Origin of the sequence: Pseudomonas chlororaphis subsp. aurantiaca (assembly GCF_013466605.1) — a bacterium.
Classification (GTDB): Bacteria; Pseudomonadota; Gammaproteobacteria; order Pseudomonadales; family Pseudomonadaceae; genus Aquipseudomonas; species Aquipseudomonas chlororaphis_I.
Map to the genome: position 1 here is coordinate 4,479,008 of NZ_CP059162.1, position 24,381 is coordinate 4,503,388.

Below are 24,381 nucleotides of genomic sequence, written 5' to 3' on the forward strand. Positions count from 1 at the left end.
CCCAGGCCGCAGACTGAACGCTCATTCACACGAGGATCGATCCATGCGCGCCGAAGACCTGTTACCCGATCAACTCAACCATGGCGATTTCAACGGCACCCGGGTGCGCAAGGGCACGGTGGGGGCCTTCCTGATCAATGCCCGGCTGTGGGCCGATCCGGGCACCTCGGCGGCACAACGACGAGTGGCCGAGGAAGATCTGCTGGCGGCCCTGCCGGCGCTCCGGGCCCTGGGGTTGTTCGAGCTGATGCAAGTGCGCGACCCGGCCCTGCGGGCGTTGTGCGGGCAAGACTAACGCCGACAGCCCCTGTAGCCGCTGCCGAGCCCGCGAGGCTGCGATAGACCCGCAGGGTCTCCAGCGACCGCAAGATCCCCGCGAGCGTGCCGCTCGAGCGCAGCCTGCGGCAGCGGCTACAGGTCACACGGCAAGCACCTAGCGAATCGGCAAGGCAATCGGCCGAATCGGTGCGGCATCGGCGCCGCGGAACTTCAACGATGCGCCGATAAAGGCGAACTGGTACACCCGGTCCCGCGACAGGCCTTCGAGGTTGACCAGCTCCAGGATCGGCGCGCCCTGCATCGCCAGCAGGTAGGTGTGCAACGGCAGGTAGTTGCCTTCCACCTCCGACGGGAAGGTCTCGAAACTCAGGTTATCGGCGCCCACCACCATGGCCCCGCCCTCTTCCACCAGGAACTTCGCCGCGTCCAGGCTCATGCCCGGCGGATTGGCCATATAGGCCTGGGCCCTTTCATAGTCGCGCATGCGTCCGGTGCGGATCAGCACCACGTCGCCCTTTTCCAGGCTGACCTTCTGCGCCTTCAGCGCCTGTTGCAGGTCGGCGCGGGTCACCCGGTAATTGTCCGCCAGCATGTCCACGCCCTTGGCCGCGGCGACGTCGATCAGCACCCCACGGGCGACGATCGGTGGCAGTTTTTCCGCGCCGGTGACGTTCCAGCCACGGTCGCCCAGGTGCTGGTCGGCGCGAAAGCCGTTCCAGATCTTGCCGTCGAGGCCGAAGTGGTTGAGCGCATCGATATGGGTGCCCATATGGGCGTACATCGACACCGTCGAGCCGGTATAGCTGACATGCCGGTTCATCGGCTCGCCGACCTGCATCGGGTCGGCGATCACATTGCCGTGCGGGGTGTGGGTCATCCACATCTGGTAAGGCGGATCGCCCGCCGCCTGCCAGCTGGGCATGCCGACGTAATATTCGACCGCCAGGTCGTAGGCCTGGCTGCCGCTGACCCGGGCCATGATCGCCGCCCGCGACTGCTCGGTGATCAGGTTCAGGCGGCCGATCTCATCCTTCGGCCCCCAGGGGCTGACGCCCACCTCGGCCTGGGGCGCGGCGCTGCACTGTGCACTGAACAGGGCGCTGAACAGCGACCAGGCGGCCAGGCCGGGGATGACACGCAACAAACGGGAAACAGCCATGACGACACTCCTGTGAAATGAAGTGCCCATGGTATGGATTAACAATTGGGCGATAATCAACCATTTCGTTAAGACATATTCAACCCAGGAGAAACAATATGGATGTGCTGGCAGCCATGCGCACCTTTCGCCGAGTGGTGGAGCGCGCCAGCTTCAGCCTGGCGGCCAACGACCTGGGGCAATCCACCGCCGCGGTCAGCAAACAGGTACGCCAGCTGGAGGAACACCTGGGCAGCCTGTTGCTGCTGCGCACCACGCGCCGCATGAGCCTGTCGGACGCCGGCCAGGCCTACTTCAGCGAGTGCTGCCACCTGCTCGACGAACTGGCGGCCCTGGAGTGCGCGACCCGCGCCGGCACTCGTGAGCCGGGCGGCCGTCTGCGGGTCAACGCGCCGCTGTCGTTCGGCCTCAAGGTGCTGTCGCCGATCCTTGCCGACTTCATGCGGCGCTACCCGCAATTTCGCATCGACCTGACCCTCGACGACCGCCTCCTGGATGTGGTGAGCGAAGGTTTCGACGTGTCGCTGCGGATCCGCCGACAGTTGAGCGACTCGTCGCTGATCGCCCGGCGCCTGGGGGAAATCGAGCAGGTGATCTGCGCCGCCCCGGCCTACCTGCTGGCCAACGGCAGTCCGCAGACCGTCGATGAGCTACGCGACCACAGCTGCCTGGCCTATCGCCTGGCCGAACATCCCGGCCACTGGCAGCTGGAAGGCCCGCAAGGCAGCAGCCGCCTGGAACTGCCGGTGCGTTTTGCCGTGGACAACAGCCTGATGCTCAGCGACATGCTCCAGGCCGGGCTGGGCATTGGCGCCCTGCCCTCGTTCATTGCCCAGCCGCTGCTCGACAGCGGCCAGTTGCAGCGGGTCCTGCCCAGTCATTCCATGTCGCGCCGGACTATCTACGCGCTGTACGCCAGCAACCGCCATGTGTCGCAGAAGATCCGCTTCTTCGTCGACTTCCTGGCCCAGGCCCTCGGCCCGGACCAAGAGGCCGATCAGGCAGTGCCCGGGTCGGCGGACTGAACCTGGGCCGCCAGCCACTCGATCAACCAGGACGCCGCCGGCCCCGGCGGCGTGTCGAGGCGGTAGATGGCGTCGAAGCCATAAGGCAGGCCCTGGCTGCCCGGCAGATCGAGTTGCACCAGGCGCCCGCTGGCCAGGTCCTCCTCGACCATCGGCGCCGGCATGTTGCCCCAGCCGATGCCTTCCCTGAGCAGCATGTGCTTGGAGCCCAGGTCCGCCAGGCGCCAGCTGTGGGTGCCGACCACGCCGAAATCCTGGTTGCGGGTCAGCTCGGAACGGTCCGACAGCACCAGTTGCACATGCTCGCGGCCGGCCCCCGGCAGGTTGACCGACGCCTGTGCCAGCGGATGCTCTGGAGCGGCCACCGGAATCAGCTGGACGAACCCCACCTGCACCCGCTCGATACCGGCGATATCGCGGTGCACCATGCCGCTGACGCCCACCGCGGCGCGCCCCGCCAGCACCATCTCGGCCACCGCGCCCAGGGCCTCCATGTGCAGGTGCAACTGCACCGTGGGGAACTCGCGGCGGAAGTTTTTCAGCGCATCGACGATGCGCGCCGCCGGGAACATCACATCGATCACCAGGTGGACCTCCGCCTCCAGGCCCTGCAACAGCCCCTTGACCTTGGCCCGCAGGCCGTCGATGCCGTTGTAGATACTCCGCGCCTCGGCCAGCACCGTGCGCCCGGCCTCGGTGAGCTGGGGTTTGCGGGTGGTCTTGCGGTCGAACAGGCTGACCCCCAGTTGCAGCTCCAGGTTGGCCATGGAATAGCTGATCACCGAAGTGGCGCGATGCAGCTTGCGCGCCGCGCCGGCAAAGCTGCCGACCTCGACGATAGTGAGGAAGATGCGCAATTGATCGAGGGTGGGGGTGCCGGGGTTGCTGGACATGGTGCTGCTCTCGCAAAGTCTACGTTCTAAAAAATCGAACCTGATACTCGAAATTATTCGGCTATTGCGTTCATAACGCCAGTGGCAAACTTCTCTCCATCGCGGCCCACCAAGGTGGTGAGGCCGAACCCTCTGAGAGAATCCAACATGTCCACACTGACCAACAGCCTGTCCGCTACCTCGAACACCAACGCCAGCATCAGCCTGATCGGGCGCGTCCTGCTCAGCGCCATCTTCATCCTTTCCGGCTTCTCGAAAATCGCCGCGCCGGCCGCCATGGTCGGTTACATCCAATCGGTCGGCCTGCCCTTCCCGCAACTGGCCCTGGGCATCGCCATCGCCGTGGAACTGGGTGGCGGCCTGTTGCTGATCGCCGGCTACCGCACCCGCCTGGTAGCCCTGGGCCTGGCCGTGTTCAGCGTGGCCACCGCCCTGGCCTTCCACAACAACCTGGGCGACCAGAACCAGTTCATCCACTTCTTCAAGAACATCGCCATGGCCGGCGGCCTGCTGCAAGTGGTGGCCTTCGGCGCCGGTCGCTTCAGCCTGGATGCCCGTCGCCAGGGTTGATCGGCCTGCCCCACGACGACGCGGTGCCCAAGGGCGCCGTGTTGTCGTTTTTACCAGCAAGCCAGAGCCACCCGGGCTTCTGCAGGAGCGAAGCTTGCTCGGGATAAGAATGACGCGGTCCGCCTGACGGACCGCGTTTTGGTTTATCGCAGGCAAGTCGGATCGCCGCCCGCTCGCTCCTACAGAAGAACTTTTGTTTTCGGCAGACCGGGGTCAATCACTCATCAAGGCTGGGTCGGCACATCCAGCCCGACCTTGACCCGGCTCATGGCCACCAGGGTCTTGAAGCGCTTGACGTTGTTGTTCTCGAAGAACAGCTCGCGGGTCAGTTCGTTGTACTGGGCCATGTTGCGCACGACGAAGATCAGCACGAAATCGCACTCGCCCGCCACGTAGTAGCACTGCTGCACCTGCGGGCAGGCCTGGAAGCTGCGCTTGAGCGTATCGAGCTGGTCGATGCGTTCGCTCTCCACCTCCACCTCGACAATGATGCTCAGCTCATAGCCCAACGCCTCGGGGGCGATGACCGCGCTGTAGCGTTCGATCACCCCTTCATCGCTCAGGCGCTTGAGGCGCCGGTTGACCGCCGCGGTGGACAGGTTCACCCGCAACCCCAGCTCGCTTTGCGGGGTGCGCGCATCGCGTTGCAGTTCGGCGAGCAGTTTCAGGTCGTAGGCATCCAGGCTGGTGGTCATGCGGGCAATCCATGGGCGGGCTATCAGTGGTGGGCAATCAATGGAATAAAATTGTGCAAAGGCTGGCGATTATGCGAAACAAATTCGCCAGCCACGCAATATTATTTCCAGGGCTGCGAGCCGGGGCCAGGCCAGTGGCGCGCTGGACTCGCCGATGGCCGGCCCGGCCTGGCGCTTCCTGCAACCTTCGAACGATTGCCTGGTCACACTCCCCGACGCGCTCGCCGCCGGCGCCATGCGCCAACTGGCTACCGGCAGTGCCCGGGACATTCCCCTGCCGGCCGGCGAATCCGGCGCCGCGGGCCTCGCGGGACCGAGCCTGATGTGCAAGGATGGCGCGCGGCGCAAAGTCGCGCACCTCGACGCCCACTCGCGCGTCCTGCTTATCCACACCGAAGGCGCCACGTCGCCGACGGTGTATCAACAACTGGTCGGTGAAACGGCAGATTCGGTCCTCCAGCGGCAGCAGCAATGGCGCCAAGCGTCCATTGCCTGACAGGCGCCCGGGGTGACCGCCAAGGATTTTTATGACAGCCCTCAACACCCACACCCCGCAGCAACAGATCAGCCCCGGCCGCCTGGAACAGATGGCCACGCGCATCGCCTTTTTCATCGCCGGTTTCGGCATCGCTGCCTGGGCGCCGCTGGTGCCCTACGCCAAGGCCCGGGCCGGGCTCGATGAAGGCACATTGGGCCTGTTGCTGCTGTGCCTGGGGGTCGGTTCGATCCTGGCGATGCCGATCGCCGGGGTGCTTGCCGGACGCTTCGGTTGCCGGCGGGTGATGGCCGCCGGCAGCCTGCTGATCTGCCTGGCCCTGCCGCTGCTGGCCACGGTAAGCACGGTGCCGCTGCTGATCGCCGTGCTGTTCATGTTCGGCGCCGGGCTGGGCACGGTGGATTCCACGGTGAACCTGCAGGCGGTGATCGTCGAACGGACCAGCGGCCAGCCGATGATGTCGGGCTTCCATGGCCTGTTCAGCCTTGGCGGCATCGTCGGCGCGGCCGGGGTCAGCGCCATGCTCGGCCTGGGCCTGTCGCCACTGGGCGCGACCCTGGTGGTGGTGGCCTTGCTGGTCGTCGCCCTGCTCAAGGCGGCACCGCACATGTTGCCGTACGGCAGCCAGAGTTCGGGCCCGGCCTTTGCCGTGCCCCACGGCGTGGTGCTGTTCATTGGCTGCCTGTGCTTCGTGGTGTTCCTCGCCGAAGGCGCGGTGTTGGACTGGAGCGCGGTGTTCCTCAGCGCCGAACGCCAGGTGGATGCCGCCTATGCCGGCCTGGGTTACGCGGCCTTCGCCTTGACCATGACCGTCGGCCGCCTGACTGGCGACGCCATCGTGCACAAGCTGGGGGCCAAGCGAGTGATCGTCATGGGCGGCTCGGTGGCCGCCGCGGGCCTGCTGCTGGCGACCCTGGCACCGGCCTGGGAAGCGGCGCTGGCGGGCTATGCGCTGGTGGGTGTCGGCTGCTCGAACATCGTGCCGGTGCTGTACACCGCGGTGGGCAAACAGACCGTGATGCCCGAAGCCATCGCCGTGCCGGCCATCACCACCCTGGGTTACGCCGGCATCCTCGCCGGCCCGGCGCTGATCGGCTTTATCGCCCACGGCAGCAGCCTGAGCATCGCCTTCGGCCTGATCGCGGTGATGCTGATTGGCGTAGCGGCCAGCGGCAAAGTGTTGAAGGTCTGAGCCGTATCGCGGGCAATCGAGCGTGCACTGTGTTTTCAAGATTGCAGGAAGGCCCTGCGGGCCTTTTCGCAGCCTGCGGCAGCGGCTCGCCGGGCATAAAAAATCGCGGGCAATCGAGCGTCGACCGGCCGCTCCTACAGAAGCACGAAGCTTGCCCGCGATGGGCGTGACGCGGTCGGTCAGAAGCCGACGCTGGCCTGGACGAAGAAGGTCCGTGGCGCGCCGACGTAGATGCCGGAGTTGTTGTCGCTGGAGCGGGTGAAGTACTGCTTGTCGAAGAGGTTCTTCACCCCGGCGCCGAGTTTGAGGTTCGACAGCTGCGAACCGAAGTCATAACCGCCACGTACGTTCCAGGTGACATAGCCCGGCATGTCGCCGTACTGGCCGTCGGCCGTGCCTTCGGTGATGTAGTTGTCGTTGAAGCTGCCGTCGGCGTTGACCATGCTGCCCGGCGAACGCTGCTTGGACTGGGCGAAGGCATCGATGTTGTAGGTCCAGCGGTTGATGTCGTAACGCAGGCCGAGCGTCGCCACCTGGCGCGAGTAGAACGGCAGGTCACGATCCTTGAACGCCGAACTGCCCCCTTCATAGGTCGCGCGGGTGTAGGTGAAACCGGCATTGGCGGTCAGGCCGTCGAGGCGCGGGTCCAGCGCGGCCAGGTCGTAGTGCACCGACGCTTCGATCCCCTGGTGCTTGGTCGCGCCGAGGTTGGTCCAGCCGACATCGTTGCTGATGTATTGCAGCTCGTCCGAGAAGTCGATGTAGAACGCCGTCAACTCACCGCCCCACACCTCATCGTTGTAGCGCGTACCGATCTCGTAGGTCTTGGCCTTCTCCGGGTTCAGGCCGTTGGCAGTCTGGTCGCCCACCCCGCCCTGGCCCAGCTGGAAGTACTGCAGGCTGCCGAACGACGTCTCGTAGTTGGCGAACAGCTTCCACGCATCGGAGAGGTGGTACATCACGCTCAGCGCCGGCAGCGGCTCGTTGCTGTTGATCTCGCGGCGCTTCTCCTGCACCGGCACGCCATTGGTGCCGGCTACCGAGCGGTCGTGCCATTCGGTGCGGATGTTCTCGAAGCGGATCCCCGGGGTGATGGTCCAGTTGCCGACGTCGATCTTGTCGTCGATGTAGAAGGCCGTGGCCTCGGTGCCGCCGGTGCGGTCCTGGTACACATGGCCGTCGGAGCCCGGGCGCACCACCGGCTGGTTGTTGACCAGGGCCAGGCGGCTGGCCTCTTCGTGCATGCCTTCTTTCAGGTAGCGCATGCCGACGCTGGCTTCCTGGGTGGTAGGGCCGAGGTCGAACACATGGGACACCCGCGGCTCGATGCCGAAGGTGTAGTAGGTGCGCGGATAGGACACCAGGGTCTTCTGGTCGCGAGCGGCAATGGTGCTGCCACGGAAACTGTCGGAGTAGTAGGTCAGCACTTCGAACTGGGTGCGGTCATCGATCTGGCGCAGGTACTTGAACGACACATCCTTGCGGCGGCCGCTGAAGTTGTCCCAGTCGCGGTCCGACTGGTAAGGGTCGGCGTCGTACTGCTTCTGGGTCAGGCCGCCGGGCATGTCGGCCTTGGCGTCGTAGTAATGGAAGTTGAGGCTGAAATCGTCCTGGTCGGTGGGCGCCCAATGGGTCTTGAGGATCACGTCGTCGATGTCGTTGCCATTGTTGCTGCCGCGATAGCCGTTGCCGTTGACTCCGGAGTACAGCAGCGCGGCACCGATGCCGTTGTCCGCGGTGCCACCGAGGAACGCCGTGTCGATGTGCTTCCAGCCGCCGCGCTGGGAGGTTTCCAGGGTGCTGCCGATTTCCCCGGTGGCCTTTTCCGGGATGGCCCGGGTCACGAAGTTGATCACCCCGCCGACGTTCTGCGGTCCGTAACGCACGGAACCGGCGCCGCGCACCACGTCGATGCTGTCGAGGTTGCCCGAGGAGATCGGCGCCATCGACAGCTGTGGCTGGCCATAAGGGGCGAAGGCCGCCGGCACGCCGTCGATCAGCACCGTGGAGCGTGGCGACAGGCGCGACGTCAGGCCGCGCACGCCGACATTGAGGGAAATATCGCTGCCGCCGGTGCCATTGGCGTCCTGCACTTGCACGCCCGGTACCCGGCGCAGCACGTCGCCGACGTTCATCGCGCCCTGCTCGAGCATGGCTTCACGACGGATCACCGTGCGCGCGCCCGGGTGGTTCTGCACCACCGCCTCGTTGGCGTCGCCCAGCCAGTCACCCACCACGCTGATGCTGGTGGCGCCCAGTTCCAAAGGGCCGTCACCCGCCGCCGACTGCGCCGGGCTGAGGGTCACCGAGCCGCCATCGATCTGGTACTGCAGGCCGCTGCCTTGTAGCAACTGGCGCAGCGCCTGCTCCGGCGACAGGTTGCCGTCCACCGCCGGGGCCTGCTTGCCGGCCACCAGCTCAGGGCTGAAAAACACCTGCAGCGAGGTTTGCAGCCCCAGTTGGCTCAGGGCCTGGCCCAACGGCTGGGCCTGGATATGGATGGCGCTCGGCGCCTGCTCGGCATGGGCCTGGGGCAGCGCGGCACTGACCGCCAGGGCCAGGGCCAGCGGCAACCAGCGGGTGGAGGGCGAGCAAGGATTGTTGTTATTCAGGTCGAGGCGTTTCAAGTTCGAGCAGTCCTGTTGATCGCAAGAAGATGCGTCTGTTAATGCAAACCAGTTGCAGTTGGACAAGAAGACGAAGAACTCGAAAAAAACCTGAATCTATCGCGCAATTATTTCCTGGCTACCGTCGGCGTGGGTCTTCACCGCCACCGGCAGGATGCTCGGCAAGGCCTTGAGCAGCGCATCGGTGTCGTCGGCCTTGAACACGCTGGTCAGGCGCAACCTGCCCACCGCCTCGCTGCCGACCCGCAGCGGCGGGTCGCGATAACGCGACACCTCGGCGGCCACTTCGCTGAGGCTGGCGTTGTTGAACACCAGCTTGCCGCTGCGCCAGGCGGTCAGCGCCTGGGAATCTACCGCATAGGCCGCGGCCACTTTGCCCTGGGCATCGACCGCGGTGCCCAGGCCCGCGGTCAGGTTGACGAAATCGCTGTCCGCGGCGTTCTTTCCCTGGACCCGAACCGTGCCCTGCTCCACCGCCACCCGGGTCTGGCTGGCATCGCGACGCACATCGAAGCGCGTGCCGGTGACCGTGACCTTGCCGGCCCCGGCCACCACCATGAAGGGCCGGCTGCTGTCGTGCTCGACACTGAACATCGCCTCGCCTTCGCTCAGTTCGACGCTGCGCCGATCTTGCTCATACCGCACCCGCAAGCGACTGCGGCTGTTCAGGTCCACCTGGGAGCCGTCGGGCAACGCCACATGGCGGCGCTCGCCCAGGGCCGTGACAAACTCGGCGCTGTACCCGGCAGGCTGGTTCAGGCCGCTGAACAGCCCCAGCCCGACGGCCACCGCCAGCACACTGGCCGCCACCGCATAACGCAGCAGCGGCCGGCGCTTGCTGCGCAGGTTCGGGGCTTCGCACAGCGCCTGCAAACGCGCCTTGGGCACCAGGTCGGTGACCGCCCATAAGCTTTGCAGCAGTTGGTATTCATCCTGATGCGCCTCGTGTTCCGCCAGCCAGGCGTCGAAACGCTGCCGCTCCTCGGCGCTGATCGCCGGTTCTTGCAGGCGCACAAACCACAGCGCCGCCTCATCGCGAACCGTCGCCTGCCCGCACGCGCACTCACGAGTCTGCGTCATGGAACATCCTGTTGGGCTGGGGGTGAAAAAGTCATGGCATTCATCACCGCGGCCCGTCCACGCGCTCGCGCAGATGCCGCAGGGTGCGGATCATATACTTTTCCACCATGTTTTTTGACAGCCCCAGGCGCTGGGCAATCTCGGCCTGGGTCAGCCCTTCGATCTTCTGCCAGACGAACACCTTGCGGCAATTCAACGGCAACTCGCCAAGGGCCCGTTCGATGGAGTCAGCCAGCTGGATCGCATGCATGAAATGCTCCGGGTCGCCGCCGGGCGACGCGCCTTGATATACCGCCTCCAGCTCCATGGCACCGCGCCGATCCTCACGGCGATAAGCATCCACCGCAATATTGCGCGCAGTCTGATGCAGATACGCCCGCGGCTGCTGCACCGCCGCCGCATCCGACTCCAGCACCCGGACAAAGGTGTCATGGGCCAGGTCCTCCGCCTGCGAACGACTCTTCAGCCGACGCGTCCAGGTACCGATCAACTCTTCGTAGTGCTCGAAAAAGCCTGGTCGGCCGGAAGGCTTGGGGGTCATTGCAGTGTGCTGAGGATGGGGAGGCGTGAATAGTAATGCTTCTTATTAAAGGCGGCAAATGGTTCGGATGACCGTTCGCTGAATGTAGGCATTCAAAATAGATGACAGAACTTGCAAATAAATGATTCGCAAAATCTTGTAAGTCTTTGTTTTTTTTGAAATATCTACCGTAGGAAAGATGGATTGTTGGGCTGACGGCTAAAAACACACGCCTGTATGAAAGGGGGTAGAACGCCACCGAAATGCTAGAAGCCAATCACCCCTGAGCCTAACCTAAGGATGGTCTGAAGTAGCCCAATATTTTCTGGCTAATTCTTCATCCTCGACGCCAAAAGCGGCAGTAGATCAAGGTGCGATCACATCTGCTGTCTATTTCATGTTTTTTCGCCGCTGCGAGCACCTCGCAGCAACCATTTCGCGTACTACAGACGCATCTCTCCTGTCTTCGATAGCAAATGCCGACGAGCCATCCACAGGTTCGACAGCACGAACAGCGTCATCATCTGCGCGGTGTTCTTGACCAAGCCTCGGAACCGCACCTTGGTATAACCAAACGGGCGCTTGATCCCCCGGAAGGGATGCTCGACCTTGGCCCGCACCTGAGCCATTGATCACGCCCAAAATGCCTGCCGCCAACTCATGTTTCTCCAGCAAGCGACGGAAGTTGAGGAGGGTGGTTTCGTCAGGGATACGCTCCAGGCTCAGTCCAGAAAACTGTCGCAGGATCGTGGTCTCGTACAGCGCTTCTTCCATCGCCGGATCGCTGTAGCCGAACCAGTTCTGCATCAGGGGTATGCGCAGCATCGCCATCAACGGATAAGCCGGACGACCACCCTCACCCTTCGGGTAGTGCGGCTCAATCAGGGTGATCAACCCCTTCCATGGCACCACCTGATCCATCTCGGTCAGGAACAATTCCTTACGAGTTTGCTTGCGCTTGCCGGCGTACTCGGCGTCGGCAAAGGTCATCTGCTTAATCGGAAAACTTGGTGACAGGTGTCCGTGGATTTTGCCAAATCAGGAAGTCTTTTTCAGGGTGTCAAATCATGAATTTGACACTTCTCTCTCTTCTGTTGTGGAAAGCCTCCATCCTCAACGGAACATTCCCCCTGGTTTTCATCCACTCAAACGCTACCTAGAATCGTCTAAAACACCGTGGCGTCAAAAACGACTGGAGAACATTTAGCACAGCATCTTGCCACATCAGATCTGAGACATTTCTTTTCAGCCTTTTCTGATTTCTTCACGATCGCATCCACGCAATCATTTGCCTTGAATGCAAGCGCTAGTCGCATTCGATGCAATCACTATCACTACAAGTGAAAACACTCATGAAAGAACTGAACGAAAATGAAGTACTCCATGCCAGCGGTGCCGGCACCATCAAAACACTGGAATTCTACCTCCCTGTGTTTGACCTTGGAAAAGTAACCGGCATCATGCCTACCCTTCCTATGAAACCTTGTCCTCTCTGGGACTGGATAGGCCGTGATAATGCTGTTGCGAAACCAGCTCCACTACCCCCAAACTTCCATAGTTTCTGGTAAGGACGCTGAGCGATAAGTAAATAGGCCACCAACATTCAGAGAGATAGCGCCTCCAACTTTAATGGAGCCCTAAGTCAACTGAACATTGGTACAACACCATTCCCACTCTAAATAAATGGTAGAAAAATGAAAGAATTGACCATCAGTGAAATTGACGCTGTTTCCGGAGCTCTATCGCTAAAGGAGTCCATTACGGGCAGTGTAATCGGCACGATAGGCGGTAGCTGGGTCGGTGCAATTGCCGGGGGCAAGTTCGGCGCCAGCGCCGGCGGTTGGATCGTGGGCGGCATCGCCGCCGGAGTTGGCATGCTGTATGGGACCGCTCTCGGTGCTATCGGCGGGGGTATCGGCGGCGCCTTGGTAGGCCCAGAACTCGCAGGCAGAATTGCGATGGAAGCAGGCCGCATCCTGTTTGGCAATTCAAAGTCCTGATCTGAACCAGCGTGCTTGTCTGAATAGATAGGATGGGCAGGCACGCTCAGGCATTCTAGGATAGTCATACCTCACCATTGACTCTTCCTTACATCAGTCTAGACCGCCCCCATTCAGATACTCGACAGCGCCAGTGCACCGTACCGCCCAGCACAATTCAGATTGAATACAATCACACCCTAGATGATATAGACCTCAACTTCACTGGCAGTCACAATTAGTACATTCGCAAAAAACACACATTACCTATATAGCCGACGGCACACCGCTCCTGCCAGAAGCGTGCAAGAGAAACCTCAACCCCCGCCGATCCGCACAACCGCGTGAGAAATAGCTCTCAACATTTTAGAAAATAAAAAGCAAGGCTAACCAAGATCTTCCAACCTTCCTTAAAAAATACAAAATTTAAGAATCGCCCTATACCCATCGACCAACTTGACCAATAGATTAATCAAATAGCCTTTCAGCAAAAACTTCTCTAACTTTAGGAGACCAAAAAATGTCGACAGCTTGTTTATTGCGCTTTTATCTATTGCCAGTTTATTGATCAGCTCGTGAAGACTCATGAGGGTATACGCTATACGCCCTATATCTTCCTTACCGCTACGACCAGATAAATTTATCACCTTCCTGAAACGTCCATAAGTTCCTCTCTCTGGCAAGGCCATCATCGAGAGCCACTTCTCGGACGTTTCCCACCATCCCTAGCAACACAGTCGACCTCTCATTATTAGCTGATGACTCCAAATGATTGATTACAGGACACTTGCTCGATGACACAAACAGCCTTGTTCCGTAAGGAAGCGCTCGACGCGCAACACGCCAGCGGGCTGGGCGAAATCGTGCTGATCCGTCCCGTCTCCTTCGCTTTCCTCACTTTGCTGGCTACCGCAATGGCTCTTCTGGTTGTGGTTTTTTTCTTGTTTGGCAGCTACACCAAACGCAGCACCGTCAGCGGTCAACTGCTCCCTGCCAGCGGCCAGGTCAAGGTGCATGCCCCCCAGCCCGGTATCGTGCTTGAGAAATTCGTTCACGAGGGAAAGGCAGTGAAGCGCGGCGAACGCCTGATGATCCTCTCCAGCGAACGCTACGGCAACGATGCAGGACCGGTACAGGCGGGTATCAGTCACAAGCTCGAACAACGCCGCGACTCCCTGCACGATGAGCTTGAGAAGATCCGCCGTCTGCAGGTCGACGAGCGCGACAGCCTGACCAGCAAGGTTGCCAGCCTGCAACGCGAACTAGCCACCCTCTCCGAGCAGGCCAACAGCCAGCGGCGCTTGCTGGCCCTGGCCAGCGATGCCGTCGAGCGCTACCAGGGACTGATGGACAAGGGCTACATCTCTATGGACCAACTCCAGCAGCGCCAGGCCGAACTTCTCGGCCAGCGCCAGACATTGCAAGGACTGGAACGTGAACGTACCTCCCTGCAGCAGCAATTGATCGAACGCCGCAACGAGCTAACCGGCCTCTCGGCTCGCCAGGCCAACCAGCTCGCGGAAACCCAGCGCCAACTCTCGGCCTTGGAACAGGACTTGGCGGAAAGTGAGGCCAAACGCACCCTACTGATTATCGCGCCAGAAAGTGGTATCGCCACTGCAGTACTCGCCGAGGTTGGGCAGACCGTCGACAGCTCGCGCCCGCTGCTGAGCATCGTTCCCGCCGATACCCCATTGCAAGCAGAGCTCTATGCACCGAGCAAGTCCATTGGATTCATTAAACAGGGGGATTCTGTGTTGATTCGCTACCAGGCCTACCCATATCAGAAGTTCGGCCAGTACCACGGCCAGGTGCAGTCGATTTCCCGCACCAGCGTGCCATTCGCCGAGCTGTCCAGCATGACTGGTGGAATACCCAGACTAGGCCAGGACGGCGAGCAGCTATACCGCCTGCAGGTCAGCCTGGACGCTCAGGCGGTCACCGCCTACGGCCAGCCTCGCCCATTGCAGAGCGGCATGCTGCTCGACGCCGACATTCTCCAGGACACCCGCCGCCTCTACGAATGGGTGCTTGAACCGCTTTACAGCCTCACCGGCAAACTCTAGGAACGACTATCGTGGTATTTCTCGAAACACTCGCCTTGCGCCTGAGGCGGCGCTTGCCATTGATACTGCAGACCGAAGCTACCGAATGCGGTCTGGCCTGCCTAGCGATGGTCGCCGGCTACCACGGCTACCACACCAATCTGATGGAGCTGCGCCGTCGCTTCACCATATCGCTCAAGGGTATTTCCTTGAAGCAATTGATCCAGACCGCACACCATCTGCAGTTAGGCACCCGCGCAGTGAAGCTGGACCTCGCCGACCTGGGCAAGCTTAAACTGCCCTGCGTGCTGCACTGGAACTTCAATCACTTCGTCGTGCTGAAGGCTGTCGACAGCCGCGGCGCGCTGCTCCACGATCCCGCCCACGGGCTCCGTCGACTTAGCCAGGAAGAGCTCTCACGCAGTTTCACTGGTGTCGCCCTGGAGTTCTGGCCGGACAGCGGCTTCGAGAAACAGCAAGCCCCGCCGCGCATCAAGCTACTGGGTATGCTTGGCAAGGTCACTGGGCTTTACCGTTCGCTGACCCAGGTTCTGTTGCTCGCGGGCGCGCTAGAGGTGTTCTCGCTGGTCAGTCCGTTCTTCCTGCAGTGGACCATCGACAACGTCATTGTCAGCGAAGATCGCGACTTGCTCAGCACTCTAGTCATCGGCTTCGGCCTGCTGCTGCTGATGCAGCAGGCAGTCAGCGGGGTCCGCAGCTGGGTGATGATGCACATGAGCACCCTGCTTGGCGTGCAATGGCAGGCCAACGTCTTCAGCCACCTGCTGCGCCTGCCCATCCAATATTTTGAAAAACGCCATCTGGGCGATGTCGTCTCGCGCTTCGGCGCGGTAGACAGCATCCAGCAAACCCTTACCGCCGCCTTTCTCTCGGCGGTGCTGGACGGCCTGATGACCCTTGCCACCCTCGGCATGATGTTGCTCTACAGCCCGCCATTGGCAGCCATCGCCATCGCTGCCATGAGTATCTACGCTCTGGGACGCTGGATATGGTACCGACCACTTCGCAATGCCACCGAGGAGCAGATAGTGCATGCCGCTCGCCAGCAAAGCCACTTCCTCGAGACGATACGTGGCATCCGCCCGTTGAAGCTGTTCCAGCGCCAAGACGAACGCCGCTCAGTATGGCTCAGTCTGCTGGTGGAACAGATCAATGCCGGTCTGCGTACGCAGAAATTACAACTGCTCTATCAACAAATGAACGGCCTGCTGTTCGGCATAGAGAACCTGCTGGTGATTTGGCTCGGTGCGACCATGGTAATGGACGGCCAGTTCAGCGTTGGAGTACTGATGGCCTTCAACGCTTATAAGTCGCAGTTTGACGGTCGAGTCGGCAGCCTGATAGATAAGTTTTTCGAGCTGCGCATGCTGCAACTTCAAGGTGAACGTCTGGCTGACATCGTCCTCCAGACCCCGGAAAATAGTCACGGCAACCTCAGCCCGGATAGCCTGCGCGAACGCGATGCGGCGATCGAGATACACGGCCTGCACTATCGTTATTCGGAGCAAGAGCCGTGGGTGCTCGACGGCATTGACCTGCATATCGGTGCCGGCGAGTCGGTGGCCATCGTCGGTCCTTCGGGCTGCGGCAAGAGTACCCTGCTCAACGTTCTGCTCGGCATCCTACCACCCAGTGAGGGACAGATCCGTGTAGCCGGCCTGGAACTCTCACAACTGGGGTTGGATGGGCTGCGAGAACTGGTCGGCACGGTCCTGCAGGACGATGTGTTATTCGCCGGGTCATTGACCGAAAATATTAGTTTCTTCGACTCGCATGTGGACATGCCCTGGCTGATCCAATGCGCGCAGATGGCTGCCATCCACGACGATATCCAGGGCATGCCGATGGGTTACAACACCCTGGTCGGCGATATGGGCACGGTCCTTTCCGGTGGGCAGAAGCAACGCGTGATGCTGGCCCGAGCGCTGTACAAGAAACCGAAAATATTATTCCTCGACGAGGCTACAAGCCACCTCGATGTGCATTGCGAGCAACGGGTGAATGCCGCCATCCGTGCACTGCGGATTACCCGTATCATGGTCGCCCACCGCCCCGAGACCATAGCCTCCGCGGATCGAATAATCGTCCTCGGACAGGGTAAGGTGGTATTGGACGAGAGCGCTGCGGACCTGGCCAAACGGCAGACCATGGCTACGCAGGAGCAGATCTGATGCGCCCGCTAGTCTGTCTAATGATCTGCCTGCTGGGTACCGCACCCTTCGCTGCGGCCTACGAGCCGGATGTGTTCGGCACCACCAACCATACTGTGTACAGTCTTGGAGGACGCAATCTGCCCTGCCTTCCGGGGACACTACCGGCAGAACTGACTCTGGAAGAAGCCATCGAACGAATTCTCTGTCATGACCCACAAACCCGTCTTGCCTGGGCCAATACCAAAGTACAGGCGGCGCAGCTCGGTATCGCGCGCTCAGCCTTCCTGCCTCGCCTCGACGGACGCCTCGATGGTAACCGGAGCACCACTGACATCGATTACCGGGATATCCCCGGCCAATCCACCGAGGGGCATCGTCAGCGCCGCGGCGCCAGTCTCGAACTGAGCTGGGTATTGTTCGACTTCGGTCGGCGCAGCGCCGCCCTGCGCAATGCCCAGCAACTCCTGCTGGCGGCCAACGCCAGCCAGGAAGCGACCCTGCAAAATACCTTTATCCTCGCCGCCCAGGCCTACTACGATACCCTGGCCGCGCAGCGCAGTCTGGCTGCATCACAACAGGTGACGGAACTCGCGGAGCAGAACTTCAAAGCCGCCGACGCCAAGTACAAGGCCGGCGCCGCAGCACTCTCCGACCGCTTGCAAGCACAAACCGCGTTGTCCCAGGCAAGCCTGCGCCAGACCCGTGATGAGGGTACCTTGCGCAACGCCCTTGGCGTCATCGCCCTACGTATGGGGCTACCGCCGGACACTCCTCTACACTTGGCCAGCGAGCTGGAAGCGCTATCCAATACCGACTTCGTCAAGGGCATCGATGATCTGATCGCTGAGGCTCGTCGCGAACATCCGGCACTACTCGCCGCCCAGGCGAAACTGAAAGCCGCAGGAGCCGCAGTGATAGAAAGCCGAGCCATGGGCCGCCCGAGCTTGGCACTAACCGCCAACATAGCTCGCACCCGCAATGATCAGTCATTGGCGTTTAATGGTGATACTCGCGAATTCGACCGAAGCATCGGCCTGCAACTGAAGATTCCTCTGTTTGAAGGCTTCGAGCGTACTTATCAGGTCCGGAATGCCTTGGCTCGCAAGGAAGCCAGTCAAATGGAGTTGGCAGATACCGAACAGCAGGTATCGCTGGAAGTCTGGAGCAACTACCAATCGCTGAGTACAGAAACCCGCAGCCTGACACGCACCCGAGAGCTGGTCGAACAATCGCGCCAGAGTCTGGAAGTAGTGCAAGGGCGCTATCGCTCGGGGGTCGGAAGCATGATCGAACTGCTCAACGCCTTGACCGCCTACGCCAGCGCCGAAGAGCAACACACCCAGGCCCTCAGCAACTGGCAGACCTCACGTCTGCGCTTGGCTGCCAGCCTTGGTCGCCTAGGGTTCTGGACGTTACCCTGAATAGCTGCTGCAGGGCCGATCTGCTGCCTGTGGATCACCTTTCCGCCAGAGCGTCACGAGAGAAAGCAGTTCGACAGCTGCTTTCGATGGTCATGGCTTTCTTGAAATAGCGATGCTGATTTCAATAGTGCTGGTAATCGGGGGGCATATAACTGTAAGCGAGCATCATGTTTAGACGCTCTTTTGCTTGTCGCTGTCCTTGTAAGTCATTTGCCTATTCTCTTGTAGGTTTTTTGTTGTACTGACTTACAGATCTACAGTTTTTTTGAGGTACGACAATTTTCTCTACGCTTGTACGAGGAAGCAACTAGACAAAATACTGATCTGGACTAGCTTGAAAATTCTCCTTCGGGAGGAGTTTCATTAATCAATGGAGTGAGCCTCGTGAACAAACCATTAGTTCAACCGAAACACGGTCGTGTCGTATCCCCCTCCAGCCGTGGTGCTGTCGCCATCGAACTAGGACTCCTTGGCGCTTGGCAGGTCAATGAGATGGAGGGTGGCAAAAACTTCCCGGACCTAGTGGCTAGTGGGTGGACCTTTCCAGAAACCATACGAGAGCGATGTCGCCAGCGTTGTGCCACCGGCTGATGGGCATATCCTCAGCGGCGGCAAGACCGACGAGCGTGATTGCCTCAACTTCACCAATGAAGAAATGTCGAAGAAGCTTGGCCGTGCATTCTCCTGGCCGTTGCTCAACGTCGACCCGGGGCAGGTGTTCCAGGTCAAGTGGGAGTACACCGCTCCTCATGTGACCCGCGGCTACAGCTGGTTCATCACCAAAGATGGCTGGGATCCGAAACAGCGTATCAGCCGTGCGCAACTGGAGCCGCAAGCCTTTTTCAAGGACTTCTATACGCAAGTTCCCTTTGACCAACACGGCGATGAACTGAAGGCCAAGGTCGAACATCAAGTGACCCTGCCCAGGAACAAGAAAGGCCATCACGTGATTGTGCTGGCGTGGATTGTCGCCGACACCGGCAATGCGTTCTATCAGGCATTCGACGTCGACTTCAAATAACGGCAGAAGTCGTCACTCTCTTTAAATGGTTCTGAAGGATTAGAGCATGAACAAGCTAAAATTTGCATCGGCAAAGACCCAACTGAATGACTCGGCATCGTTGATGCCCTCGATCGCCGGCAAGAAGATTCTCATGGGCTTCTGGCACAACTGGCCGGCAGGTACCAGTGACGGCTACCAGCAGGGGCAGTTTGCCAACTTCGACCTGGAGGACGTACCCAAGGAGTACAACGTGGTGGCCGTGGCCTTCATGAAGGGTAACGGCATTCCCACTTTCAAGCCTTACAATCGGTCAGACGAGGAGTTTCGACGCCAGGTTGGCGTGCTCAACAGCCAGGGGCGGGCGGTGTTGATTTCCCTGGGTGGTGCGGACGCTCATATCGAGTTGCATAAGGGCAATGAACAACCACTGGCCGCCGAGATCATTCGCCTGGTAGAAACCTATGGTTTCGACGGCCTGGACATCGACCTCGAACAGAGCGCCATCGATTTTGCCGACAACAAGACCGTGTTGCCGGCGGCGCTGAAGCTGGTGAAGGATCACTACGCAGGCGAGGGCAAGCATTTCATCATCAGCATGGCACCGGAGTTTCCCTACCTCGCCGCAGACGGTAAATATGTCGGTTACATCCAGGCACTGGAGGGCTATTACGACTTCATCGCGCCGCAGTACTACAACCAGGGTGGTGACGGTGTATGGGTTCAGGAAGCCAATGGAGGACAGGGTGCCTGGATCGCCCAGCACAATGATGAGATGAAGGAAGACTTTCTGTTTTATCTGACTGAAAGTCTGGTTACTGGTACTCGCGGATTTACCTCTATCCCCGCCGACAAATTCGTGATCGGTTTACCAACCAACGTCGACGCGGCGGCGACCGGGTACGTTATCGATCCTGCGGCAGTGAGCAATGCCTTCAAGCGTCTGGATGCTGCCGGCTTGCCAATCAAGGGCCTGATGACCTGGTCGGTCAACTGGGATAACGGCCTCAACAAGTACGGCGTCCGTTACGACTGGGAGTTCCGTGATCGGTATGCGCCGCTGATCCATGGCGGTGGTGGCGGCGAGGAGCGCCCCTCAGCCCCAGGTAACCTGTTCTCTCCGACACAGACGGAAAACAGCGTGACCTTGAACTGGAGCGCTGCCCACGGCGTTCGTCCGATCGAGTTCTATACGCTATTCCGCGATGGCGAGCCGGTGGCCCAGACCGCCTCGCTGACCTTGAAAGACGAGGGTCTGAAAACCGATACGCTGTACAGCTACTTTGTCAGCGCCACGGACGTTCAGGGCAATCAGTCGTTGCCAAGCAGCAACCTGAACATCAAGACCGCCGGTGGTGTACCTGACCCGCAATACCCGGAATGGCTGTTGAACCATCACTACCGCAAGGATGACGGTGTGACTTATCAAGGCAGTCTGTATCTGTGCCTCCAGGAGCACACCTCGAATGCCGGCTGGACTCCGGATGTCGCCTTTACCCTTTGGGCCAAGGTGGCGGTTCAGCGTCGTGCGTGAGCACTGGTAGAGGCAGTACAAAGGCGCCCCGATGACGGGCGCCTTTTTTGTTGGGCACTGAGCACGGCAAAGCTGCGGGTTATGGGCTAATACTGACAGGCCGTTTTCGTCATAGGTAAAGTCTAGACACCGGTTTGCGCACAGGTTATTTATCCAGCTATTTCGTTCCAAGAATGGCGTTCTATGGCATTTATCCGGAGCTATTATTTGTAATAAATATCTAGGGTGGCACCGGTCTTGAACGCCCCCAGAATGGCATTGTTAGTAAGCCATCTCAATTGAGCGGTGAAGCGTTTGGAAATAGCCATGTCGCCGCTGGGCTCCGACAGTTCGAACTCTTGGTCGAATGGCAGAACTGAGCGATTTTCACGCATGAGCCTAATACCAACCGAGGAATTCTGGGACGGTACCAAAGTATCGCCATTCTGGACCGAGCCTCCCACAGGCTTCATGACTGCCGAGACTCCATATACGCTATTACAGGACTTGGTGATGAGTACGGTGAAAGACTTCTCATTGATGACCGAGCCCGCACGAACATTAGCGGTGCTTATCTTGCCGAAATTTACGGTCTCAGGAGACACGCTCAGGCGGGCCAGACAACCGACGTATCGAATCCGGTCCAGACCTGTTATCGTCATGCGGAAGTTTTTTGCCGTACTGCTATTAATACCTCCAGCACCGTCGATCTGAAATGCGTCATACCGGGAAAGCCCGCTGAGCGGCCCATCTTTACCCGCACTCTGTGCAGCAGTCGATTTCTTGCTAATGAAGAAGTTGTAGGAAAGATGAAAATCAAATTTTGCACAAAATATCATGCAAGAATTGACCATCCCTATTTTCACACGACATCCAGGAAGCCGACTACAAGTCATATCCACTCCGTTCAAGTTAATCCCAAACTCCAAGTCTGGCCCCAATTGAGTCATGCTTTGATCCGTAGGACTCAGATAGATGTACACATCCTCTCCCGCATCCCAGCTATGCTCTAGGTTACAGGTCACAGTCATGGCGTAATTGGAGGAGCGCCACAGCACCAGGTCTTTGGGTGCATTATTCGGAACTGCAATAGAGCTCTGTATGCTCGAAAATTCGGTGGAAATTTGCCCATTCTTCAGGCATGTAAGCGCATAGCTGCTTTCAGAAAACGAAAGCACTCCCAGCAACAAAATCGATAAGAACAGTCTCATTGCTTAGCCTCTGATTTTACTTGAATTCGCCGCTCCACTTCCCGGCCACTATCGGTAACGATGCTGTACTGCAGCCTCTGGACCGGCTCGAAACAGCCACCACTTGCCAATTTTTTTTTCGAAAAAGGCGTGAGCATCGTATGCATGATGGGGTCTCCACAGGCGCGCCCCTGTTCCCCCTGCCGTATCAGGTTAGTGATGGTCAGGTAATAAGGGGATGGATTGCCGGCCTCAATCTCGCCTCGTACCGGTGTGCGCTTCCACGTCACCGAAGCGGCCGCCTGATCTTGCGTTACATCTAGCCTAGGGCGAAAGAAAACTTTAAAGCGGTGCCGTAGCGCTATTTGGAGTGCATTTTCCTGCTGCGGTGCGATAGGCACATCCAATATGCTCAGAAGAAAATAGGACTCCCTGTCGTTCGGCAACCCCTTTCCTTGATAGAACAACTCTATGGATTTTTGCTGAGCTGGTGCAATACGCACCAAGGGAGAAGATACAGCCATAGGAACCTCCTCTTTTCGAGCGTCCCCCCATTCAATGGAAATATTGGCTAAAGCAGGTCTCTCTCCCTGATTCAAGATATCCAACCTGAATCTGTTATTTAGTCGTTCCTTCTCAAATATCACTCGGTTTTTTCCAACCAACGTGAGTTCCGCCTCCGCAACGCCTGGCGTTACCAGAACGCTAACAACCAGCAGCACGTTTAACACCTTGAGAGGTGTATCAGTCAACTTTCTGGCTTGTAAAAACCCGAATATTAGCCACTGACAAAAAGAGCTCATCATGGACAATTGTCCTGCACAATTGATTTGATCTGTAAATAGCACAGGCGACCAGTGTACTAAGAATATTAAACACTTCACATAAGAACATTCTTATTCTGGAGCTGACTTTGAGCGATAGCCCCTCACGCACCTTAATAGCCTTTTAAGAATCCCCCTATTGAAATACAGCTAACAAAATGCAATCGACATCAACGAGGCTTACGAATGGAACTTTAAGAATAGTCTGATTGTGCCAACTAAGATCACACTTCAACATCGAACCTCCACTCTTTAGCAGGTACATGAAATGTCCAAACTTCTCAAAAGCATCGTCTCCATGGCCATCGCTGGCGCAGTCAGCACTTCCGCTGTCGCGGCAGACGGTACCATCAACTTCACCGGCGAAATCATCGCCGCATCCTGTGCCATCACCGGCGGTGCCGGCACCAGCGTTGGTGGCAACAAAGGCGGACAGACCATCGATATCGGCCTCGGCAAGGTCAGCAGCGACTCGCTCACCGGCACTGCCGCTGGTGGCATCGTCGGCGGTAAGAGCATCAACCTGAACCTGGATTGCGGCGGTACCGCGGCCGGCCTGAAGTCCGTCAAGCTGCAGTTCGACCCGAACAGTGGCTCCGGCGTCGACAGCAAGAACGTCTCGTTGCTGAAAGTCACCGGTGGTGCAGAAGGCGTGGGCATCGGTCTTTACAACAGCAGCAACAAGCTGGTGAACCTCGGTGCGAACGAAACCATCGATGGCGCGCTGGTATCAACCACCGAAGGTCAAAACACCACCTACACCGCCAATCTGAACCTGCGTGCAGGTTATGTGGCAAACGGCGCACCGATCAAAGCTGGTCCTGCGAACGGCACCCTGCCGTTTACCTTGACCTACGAGTAACCCGCGCCAAAGGGAGGGGCATGCGCCCTTCCCACCGACCTGGAGCCGCTATGAAAACCTCACTATTGACACGTCTTGCCCTCACCAGTGCCATGACGCTCTTTGCGTCGATGGCCAATGCCGGCATTACGCTGGATGGCACCCGCGTCGTCTTTGCCGCGCCAGCCAAGGAAACATCCGTCATCGTCAGGAACCAAGGCTCGGATGACATCATGGTCCAGTCCTGGGTCGAGCCAGATCGCAATGGTCCCTCTGCTGAAGTCCCATTTGTCGTTACTCCTCCTCTCGTTCGTCTTGGAGGCAACAAGCAGCAAACACTGCGCATCCTCTATCAAGGCCAAGGGCTGCCGACCGATAAGGAGTCCGTGCTCTGGCTCGCCGTGCAAGAGATTCCGCAAAAAGCCAAGGACCAGAACACCCTGCAGATCGCCATACGCCAACGCATAAAACTGTTCTACCGCCCGGCCAATCTGCCGGACACCTCGGCCAATGCAGCCAAGAACCTGCAATGGAAGCTGGTGGAACAAGGCGGTAAAACCGCGCTTTCAGTGACCAACCCTTCCGCGTACCACGTGTCCTTTTCCGGTAGCACCGTGAAGCTGCGCAACGGCGCGGACACGGGCAGCGCCACCGCGGAAATGCTGGCGCCAGGGGCGACTCGCGTCGTCGCGATCAAAGGCTCGGCTGGCGTGAGGTCCGGAGCTGCAACGGTGGAATTCGACAGCATCAACGATTACGGCGGGCTGGATCGAATCACCAGCAAACTTTCCAACTAACGAAAGCACAACCGTCATTCGCGCCGCTCGCCAGAGCGCAAAGCTTTACCTATCCGACTTT

General features: G+C 59.4%; 21 protein-coding genes and 2 pseudogenes. 14 read left to right on the forward strand and 9 right to left on the reverse strand.

All coding sequences use genetic code 11. The features are described from left to right. Positions 1–43 precede the first annotated feature (43 nt). A complete protein-coding gene (locus tag H0I86_RS20215) occupies positions 44–295 on the forward strand; it encodes a hypothetical protein (protein WP_180921844.1) in 252 nt (83 codons plus the stop codon). Between the two features lie 138 nt (positions 296–433). Here H0I86_RS20215 and H0I86_RS20220 read toward each other — a convergent pair whose 3' ends face one another. Then, positions 434–1,438, reverse strand: a complete 1,005-nt coding sequence (locus H0I86_RS20220; protein ID WP_180921845.1) for a cyclase family protein — start codon at positions 1,436–1,438, stop codon at positions 434–436. Positions 1,439–1,536: 98 nt separating this feature from the next. On the opposite strand from H0I86_RS20220, the gene H0I86_RS20225 reads away from it, so the two are divergent. Next, entirely contained in the window at positions 1,537–2,463 is a 927-nt protein-coding gene (locus tag H0I86_RS20225) for a LysR family transcriptional regulator (RefSeq protein ID WP_180921846.1), read from the forward strand. Here H0I86_RS20225 and H0I86_RS20230 read toward each other — a convergent pair. After that, positions 2,436–3,356, reverse strand: coding sequence for a LysR family transcriptional regulator (locus tag H0I86_RS20230; RefSeq protein ID WP_180921847.1), 921 nt, complete (start codon positions 3,354–3,356; stop codon positions 2,436–2,438). The two genes, H0I86_RS20225 and H0I86_RS20230, sit on opposite strands and share 28 nt — an antisense overlap. A 147-nt stretch (positions 3,357–3,503) precedes the next feature. Here H0I86_RS20230 and H0I86_RS20235 point away from each other — a divergent pair, with 147 nt between their 5' ends. After that, positions 3,504–3,926: a DoxX family protein gene (locus H0I86_RS20235; protein WP_009049889.1), complete on the forward strand. Its 423-nt coding sequence runs from the start codon at positions 3,504–3,506 to the stop codon at positions 3,924–3,926. Positions 3,927–4,150: 224 nt separating this feature from the next. On the opposite strand, the gene H0I86_RS20240 is transcribed toward H0I86_RS20235, so the two are convergent. Then, the gene (locus H0I86_RS20240; RefSeq protein WP_124315279.1) at positions 4,151–4,621 is read right to left on the reverse strand and encodes an Lrp/AsnC family transcriptional regulator; all 471 of its coding nucleotides are present in this window, start codon (positions 4,619–4,621) and stop codon (positions 4,151–4,153) included. 154 nt (positions 4,622–4,775) lie between these two features. Here H0I86_RS20240 and H0I86_RS20245 point away from each other — a divergent pair, with 154 nt between their 5' ends. Both H0I86_RS20245 and H0I86_RS20250 read left to right on the forward strand, forming a co-directional pair. After that, positions 4,776–5,117, forward strand: a complete 342-nt coding sequence (locus tag H0I86_RS20245) for a PALP domain-containing protein (protein ID WP_241194616.1) — start codon at positions 4,776–4,778, stop codon at positions 5,115–5,117. 31 nt (positions 5,118–5,148) lie between these two features. Then, a complete protein-coding gene (locus H0I86_RS20250; RefSeq protein WP_180921848.1) occupies positions 5,149–6,309 on the forward strand; it encodes an MFS transporter in 1,161 nt (386 codons plus the stop codon). Between the two features lie 179 nt (positions 6,310–6,488). Here H0I86_RS20250 and H0I86_RS20255 read toward each other — a convergent pair whose 3' ends face one another. The 4 genes and pseudogenes from H0I86_RS20255 to H0I86_RS20270 form a co-directional block, all read right to left on the reverse strand. Continuing rightward, complete coding sequence (locus H0I86_RS20255; RefSeq protein WP_180921849.1) at positions 6,489–8,936, reverse strand: TonB-dependent siderophore receptor; 2,448 nt, start codon at positions 8,934–8,936, stop codon at positions 6,489–6,491. A 96-nt stretch (positions 8,937–9,032) separates the two neighbouring features. Further along, a complete protein-coding gene (locus H0I86_RS20260) occupies positions 9,033–10,016 on the reverse strand; it encodes a FecR family protein (RefSeq protein ID WP_180921850.1) in 984 nt (327 codons plus the stop codon). A 43-nt stretch (positions 10,017–10,059) separates the two neighbouring features. Further along, positions 10,060–10,557: a sigma-70 family RNA polymerase sigma factor gene (locus tag H0I86_RS20265; RefSeq protein WP_180921851.1), complete on the reverse strand. Its 498-nt coding sequence runs from the start codon at positions 10,555–10,557 to the stop codon at positions 10,060–10,062. Positions 10,558–10,979: 422 nt separating this feature from the next. Continuing rightward, positions 10,980–11,535: pseudogene (locus H0I86_RS20270) on the reverse strand (transposase). 353 nt (positions 11,536–11,888) lie between these two features. Here H0I86_RS20270 and H0I86_RS20275 point away from each other — a divergent pair. From H0I86_RS20275 to H0I86_RS20305, 7 genes and pseudogenes are all read left to right on the forward strand, one after another. Then, positions 11,889–12,104 carry a hypothetical protein gene (locus H0I86_RS20275; RefSeq protein WP_180921852.1) on the forward strand — a complete coding sequence of 72 codons (216 nt, stop codon included), beginning with the start codon at positions 11,889–11,891 and terminating at the stop codon, positions 12,102–12,104. 126 nt (positions 12,105–12,230) lie between these two features. Continuing rightward, a complete protein-coding gene (locus tag H0I86_RS20280; protein WP_180921853.1) occupies positions 12,231–12,536 on the forward strand; it encodes a colicin V synthesis protein in 306 nt (101 codons plus the stop codon). Between the two features lie 788 nt (positions 12,537–13,324). Then, positions 13,325–14,581 carry an HlyD family secretion protein gene (locus tag H0I86_RS20285; protein ID WP_180925882.1) on the forward strand — a complete coding sequence of 419 codons (1,257 nt, stop codon included), beginning with the start codon at positions 13,325–13,327 and terminating at the stop codon, positions 14,579–14,581. Between the two features lie 11 nt (positions 14,582–14,592). Next, positions 14,593–16,752, forward strand: coding sequence for a peptidase domain-containing ABC transporter (locus H0I86_RS20290; protein ID WP_180921854.1), 2,160 nt, complete (start codon positions 14,593–14,595; stop codon positions 16,750–16,752). Then, positions 16,752–18,155, forward strand: coding sequence for a TolC family protein (locus H0I86_RS20295; RefSeq protein ID WP_180921855.1), 1,404 nt, complete (start codon positions 16,752–16,754; stop codon positions 18,153–18,155). Before H0I86_RS20290 ends, H0I86_RS20295 begins: the two co-directional genes overlap by 1 nt. Before the next feature lie 384 nt (positions 18,156–18,539). Next, positions 18,540–19,176, forward strand: a pseudogene (locus H0I86_RS20300) (lytic polysaccharide monooxygenase auxiliary activity family 9 protein). A gap of 46 nt (positions 19,177–19,222) precedes the next feature. Continuing rightward, the gene (locus H0I86_RS20305; RefSeq protein ID WP_180921856.1) at positions 19,223–20,689 is read left to right on the forward strand and encodes a carbohydrate-binding protein; all 1,467 of its coding nucleotides are present in this window, start codon (positions 19,223–19,225) and stop codon (positions 20,687–20,689) included. 203 nt (positions 20,690–20,892) lie between these two features. Here the strand turns inward: H0I86_RS20305 and H0I86_RS20310 are convergent, their stop codons facing one another. Both H0I86_RS20310 and H0I86_RS20315 read right to left on the reverse strand, forming a co-directional pair. Continuing rightward, positions 20,893–21,879, reverse strand: coding sequence for a fimbrial protein (locus H0I86_RS20310; protein ID WP_180921857.1), 987 nt, complete (start codon positions 21,877–21,879; stop codon positions 20,893–20,895). Further along, entirely contained in the window at positions 21,876–22,664 is a 789-nt protein-coding gene (locus H0I86_RS20315; protein ID WP_258019345.1) for a fimbrial biogenesis chaperone, read from the reverse strand. The genes H0I86_RS20310 and H0I86_RS20315 overlap by 4 nt, the downstream gene beginning before the upstream one ends. 286 nt (positions 22,665–22,950) lie before the next feature. Here H0I86_RS20315 and H0I86_RS20320 point away from each other — a divergent pair, with 286 nt between their 5' ends. Then, entirely contained in the window at positions 22,951–23,544 is a 594-nt protein-coding gene (locus tag H0I86_RS20320) for a fimbrial protein (RefSeq protein ID WP_180921858.1), read from the forward strand. A gap of 50 nt (positions 23,545–23,594) precedes the next feature. After that, positions 23,595–24,320: a fimbrial biogenesis chaperone gene (locus H0I86_RS20325; protein ID WP_180921859.1), complete on the forward strand. Its 726-nt coding sequence runs from the start codon at positions 23,595–23,597 to the stop codon at positions 24,318–24,320. Positions 24,321–24,381: the final 61 nt, after the last annotated feature.